Below are 9,303 nucleotides of genomic sequence, written 5' to 3' on the forward strand. Positions count from 1 at the left end.
GCGCGGTCTTCGGCCTGGCGCTGGAGCAAGGCCTGGTCGGAGATGCCATTGCTCCACACATCGCCCTGCCCGGCCGCGAGGTTCACGTTCATTGCGCCGAGCAACTGCCCCGGCCCGTGCATCGCCCGGCCGAGGTCCGGCACGCCCCAGCCGACGATGGCGTTGGGGGCCTGGGTGATTGAGCCGTCCAGTTGCGTGGCGGTGGTCAACAGTACCTGCAGCGCCTGTTCGTTGGTCATGTAGGGATAGCGCTCCATCACCAGCGCCAAGGCGCCGGTGGCATGGGGCGCGGACATCGAGGTGCCGGATTTGACCCCATAACCGCCGTCCGGGATGGTGCTGTTGATCAGCGCACCCGGAGTGGAGATGCACCAGTATTTGGCGATGCCGCACTTGTTGTACTTCTGGTTGTTGGCCTTATCCAGCCCCGACACCGCCAGCCAGTGACCTTCCAGTTCCGGCTGGAAGTACGGCAGCGCCGAGCGCACGCTGGCATTCGCATAGCCGCTGTTGCCGGCGCTGAACACGTTGATCACGCCGGCCTTGGCCACATCCGTCGCCGCGTCCAGCCAGGTACCGCGATTGTAGTGCTGGGCGTAGGCCGCGTGCAGGTCACCGAGGGTCTGGTAGCTGACGTCCTTGGGTTGGCTGCCCCAGCTGTTGTTGATGGCGCGCACGCCGGAGTCCACCAGGGCGCTGTACACCGCCTTGAAATACTTGGGGTCCGGGGTCGGGCCGAACAGGAAGCTGTCATTGGCGTTGGTGTTGCCGACATACACCTGTGCGTTGTACGCCACCCCATGCATGCCCACGCCGTCGCGCTCCGCGCCCATGGTGCCGGTGACGTGGGTACCGTGGGAGTCGTTGTTCGGGTTGAGCGCGCCCGTGGTGCTGAAGGTACTGCCATCGACGTACGTGCCGCTGGCGGTGACCGGGTGGAAGCGCTCTTTGGACGCCTCGGGGTGATTGGCATCGAACCCCGAATCCAGCGCGCCGATTTTCACGCCCTTGCCGCTGATTCCGGCGGCATAGGCTTCATCGGCCTTCATACGCCCCAGGCCCCAATCGCTCTGGTATTCGGCGGAACGCCAACTGGCGGGGTTACCCGCTTGGCCGGTCTCGGTGTATTGCGCCTGCGCCGCAACGGACAACAGCAGCAATGAGCCTGCGGTGAAGGGTTTGAACCGTGGTGAATCGGTGATCATCCGTACACTCCTGTTTTATTGTTATGTCGTGCCCCTACCGCGTTCGCTCCGGGCCGAAGGCTTCGTCCACCTTGGCCAGGTCGGTGTCGCGCAGGTTGCCCGCGTAGTAATGCAATTTGGTCCAGGCCATCAGGTAGTCGTACCGCGCCTGGGCGAGGTCGCGGCGGGTGCTGTAGAGCTGTTGCTCGGCGTTCAACGCATCGAGGTTGACCCGCTCGCCGCCGAGGATGCTTTGCTTGGTCGACACCACCAGTGCCTCGGCCGAGGCCAGGGCCTTCTGATAGGCGCGCAGCTTGCTCACCCCCGACAGGCACGCGCTGAACTGGCGGCGCAGTTCGATCAGGGTTTCGCGGGTCTTGCCTTCCAGTTCGTACTCGGCCTGCTCCATGGCGCGGCTGGCCTGGCGCGTGGAGGCCGAAATAGCGCCGCCGGCATACAGCGGCAGGCTGACTTCGACGCCGATGGTGTTGGTGTCGTAGCGCTGGTTGTAGGTGTTGCCGCTGTCCGATTCCTGCTTGCGCGAACTGGCGTAGGCGGTAATTTTCGGCAAATGCCCGGCGCGGTTGCGCTCCACTTCATAGCGCGCCACTTCCAGGGACTGGCGCTGCGAGGCCAGCACCGGGTTGTTGGTCAATGCCAGTTCGTGCCAGGTGGCATAGTTGGCCGGGCTCAGGCTGAACGCGGCGAAGCTCTGGTTCAGCGGTGCGAGGTCGTCGATGTTGACGCTTTGCACACCGATCAGCGCGCCCAGTTCGCGCAGGGAAGCATCCTGCTCATCCAGGGCCTGGATCTCTTCGGCGGTGGCCAGTTCATAGCGCGATTCAGCTTCCAGGATGTCCGTGCGCGTGCCCTCGCCCGCCTTGAACAAGTGTTCGTTCTGCTGGAACTGCTGCTCGAACGCTTTCTTCTTGGCGCGGGCGATGTCGATCTGGTCCTGGGCGAACAACGCCTGGGTGTAATAGCTCAACACCCGCACCAGCAGGGCCTGGCTCTTGTCGCGAAAGCTCTCGTCGGCGAACAGCGCCTGGGCCACGCCCTTGCGGTAGTTGGCGTAGGCTTCGTAGTCGAACAGCGGCTGTTGCAGGCTGAAGGTGGAACCGTAGCTGTTGTAGTTGCGGTCGTCGCGATAGCTGCCGCCACGGCCGTCGGGCAGGTGCGCTTCGGAATTATTGCGGCCCTTGTTGTAGTTGTAAGACAGCCTCGGCAACAGGCCGGCGCGGCCGATGGTGCGGTTTTCCAGGCCGGCGTCGCGCTCCTTGATCGCACCGAGGAACACCGGGTCGTTGCGCAGGGCCTGCTCGTACACATCGAACGGACCCATGGCGGCGTGGGCACTGGCGCAAGTGAACAGCAAGGCGATGAACACAGGCTTCATGTTCATTCCTCGGTCAACGCGGAGCCGGCGCGGTCCAGCAGCGGCTTGAACAGATAGTTGAGCAACGAGCGCTCGCCGGTGCGCACGAACATCTCGGCGGGCATGCCCGGCTTTATCACCAGGCCGTGGAGTGTTTCCAGCGCCGCCTCGCTGACGGTGGTGCGCAGCACGTAATAAGGCGCACCAGTCTTTTCATCGAGCATCTGGTCGGCGGAAATCAGGCTCACCTCCCCCGGCACGCGCGGGGTGCGGCTCTGGTTGAAGGCGGTGAAGAGGATGTCCACCGGCAAGTGCGTGCCGACCTTGTCCACCAGGTGCACCGGCAAATGCCCTTCCACCTCCAGGCGCGTGCCTTGCGGCACGATCTCCAGCAACGTTTCCCCCGCCCGCACCACGGCGCCCTCGGTGTGTACGCCGAGGTTGACCGCGATGCCATCGGCCGGCGCGTTGATTTCGCTGTGCTGCAGGTCGAACCCGGCGGAGGTGAGTTGCTGCTCCAGGGTCAGGCTGCGCAGCTGCGCGTCGGCCAATTGGCTGCGCACTTCCTTCTGGTATTCCTCGCTGTGCTGCTGCAATTTGAGGCGCGACTCGACAATACCCTGCTCGATGCGGCCACTCTCGCCGGCGTTCTGCGCCAGGTCCTGCTGCACCTGGGACAACTGGCGCTGGTAGTCCATCAGGCGGTTACGCGGGATGTAGCCGTTGTCGGCCAGCGGTTGCAGGTTGCTCAGTTGGTCACGCAGGGATTGCGCCTGGGCGGTCAGGTCGCTGCGGGCACGGCGCATGCCGCCCAACTGCGACGTGGCGCCGTCGATGCTCGCCCGAATGCCGGCCTGCTCACGGGCAAAGGCTTCGCGGCGGCTGCTGAACAGTTGGCGCTGGCCTTCAAGTACCAGCGCCAGGGCCGGGTCGGGGTTGTCGCTCAGTTGCGCGGGGAAGCTGACGCCGGGCAGATTGTCACGTTCACTCTGCCAGCGTGCGGCGCTGGCCCAGGCCATACGGTACTGGGCTTGCAGCGATTGCACGTCGGCCTGGTGCTGGGTCTGGTCGAGGCGAAACAGCGGCTGGCCTTGTTTCACCACCTCGCCTTCGCGCACCAGAATCCGGCTGACCACGCCGGGGCTGAGGGTCTGCACGGCTTTGCGCTTGCCCGACACCACCACCGTGCCCTGCACCGGAATGCCTTGATCCAGCGGCGCCAGGCTGGCCCAGAGGAAAAACCCGCCGGCGCCGACCACGGTCAGCAGCCAGCCCATGCGCACGAAGAAGCGCGCGTCGTGTTGTTCGTAAATCATGCACGTATCCTTACTGCTTGACGCAAAACGTGTAGGAGCGAGCTTGCTCGCGAAAAGCGCACAGGCACTGTGGGTATCCAATCGGAGCGCGTCATCGTTGACGACTTTCGCGAGCCAGCTCGCTCCTACCGCCGGTTTTTTCCCTCGGTGCCTCGTGCTGGCCGGACAACGCGCGCAGCACGTCCTGGCTCGGTCCGAACGCCTGCAGCTGGCCTTCGCTGAGCACCAGCAACTTGTCGGCCTGGGCCAAGGCGGAGGAACGGTGCGTCACCAGCACCACGCTGCTGCCCTGGGCCTTCAACTGCATGATGGCGCTGGCCAGTGCCGCTTCGCCGACGGTGTCGAGGTTGGAGTTGGGCTCATCCAGCACGATCAGGCGCGGCCCGCCGTACAAGGCGCGCGCCAGGGCCACGCGTTGCTTCTGCCCGCCGGACAGGCCGCCGCCGTTGTCGCCCAGTACGGTGTCGTAGCCCTGGGGCAGGCGCAGGATCAATTCATGCACGCCGGCCTGTTGCGCCGCCTTCACTACCTGTTCCGGGTCGGCTTCGCGAAAGCGCGCGATGTTGTCGGCGATGCTGCCGCTGAACAGTTCGATGTCCTGGGGCAGGTAGCCGATATGGGGGCCAAGGTCATTGCGGTCCCAGCGGTGAATATCCGCGCCGTCCAGGCGCACGGTGCCGGCCAGGGTCGGCCATACCCCCACCAGCACCCGGGCCAGGGTGGACTTGCCCGAGCCCGAAGCGCCCAGCACGCCCAGCACTTCGCCGGCGCCCAGGTTGAAGCTGACGTGGTGCAGGGTCGCCAGGCGTCGACCGGGCGGGCCGGCGCTGACCTGCTCGAAACTGACCTGGCCCTTGGGCGCAGGCAAGGCCATCTGCTCGCCTTCCGGGGGGAACTCACGCAGCAATTCGTCAAGGCGCTGGTAGGCCAGCTTGGCCGAGCTCCATTGTTTCCATACCGCGATCAACTGGTCGATGGGGCTGAGGACCCGGCCCATCAAAATGGAGCCGGCGATCATCATCCCGGCGGTCATATCGCCCTTGATCACCAAAAAGGCGCCCAACCCCAATACCAGGGACTGCAGGCACAGCCGCAAGGATTTGCTCAGGGAGGTGATCACCGAGCCGGTGTCGCTGGCCTGGTTCTGCAAGCCGAGGAACTGCGAATGCACCGCGAACCAGCGCTGGCGCAACGCACCGAGCATGCCCATGGCCTGGATGGTTTCGGCATTGTGCAAATGGCTGGTGGCCAACTGCGTCGACTGCTGGGAAAAACCGCTGGCGTCACCCAGCGGCTTTTTGGTCAGGTACTCATTCAGGCAGGCCAGGCCGATCAGCAGCACCGCGCCCGCCGTGGCCAGTACGCCAAGCCACACGTTGAACAGGAAAATCACGAACAGGTAGATGGGAAACCAGGGCGCGTCGAAAAACGCGAACAGCGCAGGCCCCGTAATAAACTGGCGAATGTGGGTCAGATCGCCCAGGGATTGCCCTGCATGCCCCTGCCCGCGTTGCAGGTTGCGTTCGAACGCGGCCTGGTAGACGCGCAAGTTGAAACGTCGCTCCAATTGGCTGCCGATGCGGATCACCACAAAACTGCGGATCACTTCCAACAGGCCAATAAAGGCAAAGAACCCGACGACCATCAGCGTCAACATCACCAGCGTCGTTTCATTCTGGGAGGACAGCACGCGGTCGTACACTTGCAGCATGTAAATCGATGGCACCAGCATCAACAGGTTAATCAAGGCGGTAAAACAGCCAATGCTGATCAAGATGCTCTTGTATTCACCCAGCGCCTTGAACAAGGGCGCAACAGCTTGGGGCTTGGCCATATCTTCTTATCTTCCCTGAACCCGGATAACGCGCAATAGTTGCCCAACCCCTGATTAAGGCGCGGCCAACTAACAAATGAAGTTATAAGCTTATAACTGGAAACTAAGGCGTGCGTCGCAATGCAACTACCGCACCGGATTTAGTGCGCCCCTCATACTCGCCTTCCGCCTGGCGGTTCAAGTGCGTGATCCCGCTGCCTTCGGCATTCATCAGCCAGATACCGTCCGGAGTGGGCGACCAGGTCAAGGGCTTTTCACCCAGCCATTGCGCTACGCACGCTACATCGCCGCCCAGGCGGTTGGCCTGCTCTTGCAGGTCCAGCGCGCACACCTGGTCACCCTGGTGCAACTGCCAATGCCCCGCCAATTGCGCGGTGCTGGGTAAAACAAGACTGCTCGCCATTACATGGGCTCCTGCCGACACGATCAAAAGGGTCAACCACTTGGAAAAACGCTGCATCGTCTGGCTCCATCCTGGAACGCGGCGCCTGCGCGCCGCGCTTTACATCACGCCACGATGTCGCTGGCAGCCGCCTGGCCAACGGTGGTGACGAGGAAATCCGCCACGCCGTGCCCGGAGAAGTCCACCGCCAACGTACCCAGGTTGGTACCTGAGGCGTAGGACAGAACTGCGTCGCCGACATGCCCGGTAAACGCATTGACGAAGGTCACCCCCGCACCCTTGGTGATACCGGACAGGTCGATCTTGTCCGAACCCGAGGTGAAGTCAAAGATCTTGTCTGCGGCCCCTGGCTTGGAGTCGGAACTGGCACCGTACACGAATGTATCGCTGCCGGCGCCGCCCCACAGTTGGTCCGCACCGCCACCGCCGTAGATGAGGTCGTTGCCGGCCCCGCCCTTGATCAGGTTGGCCGCCTGGTTACCAATGATCAGGTCATTGCCCGCGCCGCCGAACGCGTTCTCGATGGTAACGCCCTTGGCAATGGACACGTTGCCCACCAGGCCGCCAACGTCGGAGAACGAGGTCGCATTGAGGTTGATCTTCTGGTTCTGAGTAAAGCCGGAGAAGTCCAGGGTGTCGTTGCCGCCACCGTCCCATACCGAGAACACCAGCTTGTCGGCATTGGATGTGGCGCTGAGGAAATCACGCCCGGTGTTGGAGTTGAAACCGTAGGTGGTGTCACCGGCGCGGGTGTTGAGGTTGGCACCGTAGAGCTTCTGGATCGCGGCAATGTCGTCGATCAGCGGACCGGAAGCATAAGCCTCGACCCCGCCCTTGCTGAAGTTCTGGTTGGTGTTGCTCTCGCTCCAGTAACTCATGAGGCTATAGCCACGCGTGTCCTGTCCATAGGTCGCGTCTTTATAGCTCGGGTTGCCGTTCCCGGCGTTGTAGTCGCCAGGGTGAGCCAGGCCCAGGGTGTGACCGATTTCGTGGGTCAGGGTCTGCCGGCCATAGTTGTTCAGGTCCGGCGCCTTGTTCTGCGTGTAGCTGTTGTTGGTCAGGTACCACGAGGTGCCGTCGTAGCCTGCGCCGGTGCCGGGCAGGTAAGCGAACGCCGCCGCGCCGTCCTGGCCACCGCTGTAGTTGCCGAAGGTCATGTGCCCGTCGCCGCCGGAGGCCTTTTCGGTAAAGGTCACGTTGGCCACATCCGACCAGGATTGCATGGCCAGTGCGGCCTGTGCTTTCTGCTGGGCGTTGAATTGGCTGAAGCCCGAGATGCCATGTTTGTTCATGGTGCTCTGGGTAGCCGAGGTGAGGAAGGTGTAGGTCAGATCGATCTTGCCGTTGCCATCAAAGTCCCGGTACGCGGCGCCGTCCCGCAGCAGCTGGGTGGCTGCCTGGTCCACGCTGTAGGACGGTTTGCCATTGACCGTGAGGTTGCCGCCACGGTCATACAAATGGCTGAAGCTATCGATTTGCGAGTAAGCAGTGCTGGCTTGCGCGGCAGATACAATAGCCTTGTCTTTTACTTTTGACATAAACGTACTTCCTTGTTTGCAAGTGCATCAGTCTTTGTTCGATAGGAACCTCGCGGGCGAGGATAGTCCTATCACTCACCTCTTTTGAAGGCGTAAGAAAACTGACACAACTTGAAATCTTTCGTCTACACATATTTCACTGATGAAAAAGTGATGCAGGTTCAACATCAGGAAGTCTCGCGCAGCATTTATTGGGCGCGCTTGCTGATTGCACGCCTAATCTAAGCCCAGCGTTATTTAAATATTAAATAGCGCTAAAGCGCTTTAACTCAGCGCCGTACTTGAATAATGGATCCAATATATTGACACCGTGGCATAAGCAATATTAATGAGCCACTACCTGCAGATTAAAGTAGCACTGGTCTGCCCCCGGATGCCGGGACACGGGCCAACTTGACGGGGATTGAAGATAATCAATGTCAGGTATACCTCGTATATCAGCGAACGCTCCATTAGGGTTGAACGCCGAGATCAAAAAGGAACACCTGCATGGCCCCCTGTGATCTGCCCTGCCGAAAGAATGTCCGGGCCCTTCTGCTCAATCCACATGATCAAATTCTACTGATGCAGGTGACCCTGCCTGACCGGACCTTCTGGTGCACCCTGGGTGGCGGAATCAAGCCGGACGAAAGCCTTCAAGACGCCGCACAACGTGAGCTGTTCGAGGAAGCGGGATACCGCCCCGAAGAACTGTCCCAAGGGCGCCTGGTGTGGACGGGAAAACATACATTGATGCGTAATGGCACGCCGGTTCTTCTGGATGAGTCCTTTCTGCTCTATCGGGCTACCCGCGTCGACTTCACGACACAGCATCAGACCGACGAAGAGAAAGCCGTGGTCAAGGAGATGCGCTGGTGGAGCGTCGAGGAAATCAATCACACCGAACAATTCATCGTGCCACCGCGCCTGGGACATTACCTGCAACGCCTGCTCACTCTAGGCCCTCCCGCTTCCCCAGAGCTGATTCAGTTAGCGGATGAGTCATGACGTTCAGTTGATTTGCAACGACGTGTCGCCCATGCCGTGGCGCCTCTCGCCAGCCTGGCGACCGGCAGGACATGATCCAGATCAAAGAACCGCCGAACGGACTTGAAAAAGTCGCGTTCCCCTTGCGAACGAATGCTATTTTTACTGCTCGACACCAGGACTATTGACGGTCCTGGCCCCTGCCGCGAGCTAAAGGAAGCGCTCAATGAACAAGGTGGGCAATATGAACAAAGTGACCTTTCCCAATGCATGCCAACTGATGCGTTGGCATTTTCATCCGATGGGCTTCGAAGGGAGCATGGACGCCCCCGGCAGCATGGTGGCCCGCCTGTTCGATCGGACCAGCGGCGAGACACTGATCGCCATCGCCGGCATTCCCTGCGCCACCGTGATGAACGCCGCCGATGTCGAGCGCATCATCGAGGCAGTGGAAGATGAGCTTGAGAGTTTTGTGCCGCCGCTGTCGTTGCGGGCTTGATCGATTGCCGCATGCCAATGAGATCCAATTGTGGGAGGGGGGCTTGCCCCCGATGGCCATAGGTACCTACACAACTCAGCAGCGCCCAACAGTAACCACGATGCGAAGCGAGTCGCTTTTGATCTTGATCTGCTTTTGATCTTGATCTCAGGCGCCCCGTTAAACCACGCTGGCCGAACGCAGGCTTG

The 9,303-nt window shown here is 61.5% G+C and carries 7 protein-coding genes and 1 pseudogene; 2 read left to right on the top strand and 6 right to left on the bottom strand.

Annotated elements, in window-relative coordinates:
* The 6 genes and pseudogenes from BFP90_RS14910 to BFP90_RS14935 all read right to left on the bottom strand — a co-directional run.
* Window positions 1-1,224, bottom strand: a pseudogene (locus BFP90_RS14910) (S8 family peptidase); the annotation flags it as partial.
* Window positions 1,225-1,239: 15 nt separating this feature from the next.
* A complete protein-coding gene (locus BFP90_RS14915) occupies window positions 1,240-2,580 on the bottom strand; it encodes a TolC family outer membrane protein (RefSeq protein WP_065897199.1) in 1,341 nt (446 codons plus the stop codon).
* 2 nt (window positions 2,581-2,582) lie between these two features.
* The gene (locus tag BFP90_RS14920; protein WP_065897200.1) at window positions 2,583-3,875 is read right to left on the bottom strand and encodes an HlyD family type I secretion periplasmic adaptor subunit; all 1,293 of its coding nucleotides are present in this window, start codon (window positions 3,873-3,875) and stop codon (window positions 2,583-2,585) included.
* Between the two features lie 91 nt (window positions 3,876-3,966).
* Complete coding sequence (locus BFP90_RS14925) at window positions 3,967-5,709, bottom strand: type I secretion system permease/ATPase (RefSeq protein WP_065897201.1); 1,743 nt, start codon at window positions 5,707-5,709, stop codon at window positions 3,967-3,969.
* A gap of 103 nt (window positions 5,710-5,812) precedes the next feature.
* Entirely contained in the window at window positions 5,813-6,169 is a 357-nt protein-coding gene (locus BFP90_RS14930) for a protease inhibitor Inh/omp19 family protein (RefSeq protein WP_065897203.1), read from the bottom strand.
* Window positions 6,170-6,216: 47 nt separating this feature from the next.
* On the bottom strand, window positions 6,217-7,650 hold the full coding sequence (locus BFP90_RS14935) for a serralysin family metalloprotease (protein WP_065897204.1): 1,434 nt from the start codon (window positions 7,648-7,650) through the stop codon (window positions 6,217-6,219).
* 489 nt (window positions 7,651-8,139) lie between these two features.
* Between BFP90_RS14935 and BFP90_RS14940 the strand changes: the two genes are divergently transcribed.
* Both BFP90_RS14940 and BFP90_RS14945 read left to right on the top strand, forming a co-directional pair.
* Window positions 8,140-8,637 carry an NUDIX hydrolase gene (locus BFP90_RS14940; protein ID WP_065893105.1) on the top strand — a complete coding sequence of 166 codons (498 nt, stop codon included), beginning with the start codon at window positions 8,140-8,142 and terminating at the stop codon, window positions 8,635-8,637.
* A gap of 205 nt (window positions 8,638-8,842) precedes the next feature.
* Window positions 8,843-9,115, top strand: a complete 273-nt coding sequence (locus BFP90_RS14945; RefSeq protein WP_065888111.1) for a DUF1652 domain-containing protein — start codon at window positions 8,843-8,845, stop codon at window positions 9,113-9,115.
* Window positions 9,116-9,303: the final 188 nt, after the last annotated feature.

The organism is Pseudomonas sp. 24 E 13 (assembly GCF_900004715.1).
Lineage (GTDB): Bacteria > Pseudomonadota > Gammaproteobacteria > Pseudomonadales > Pseudomonadaceae > Aquipseudomonas > Aquipseudomonas orientalis_A.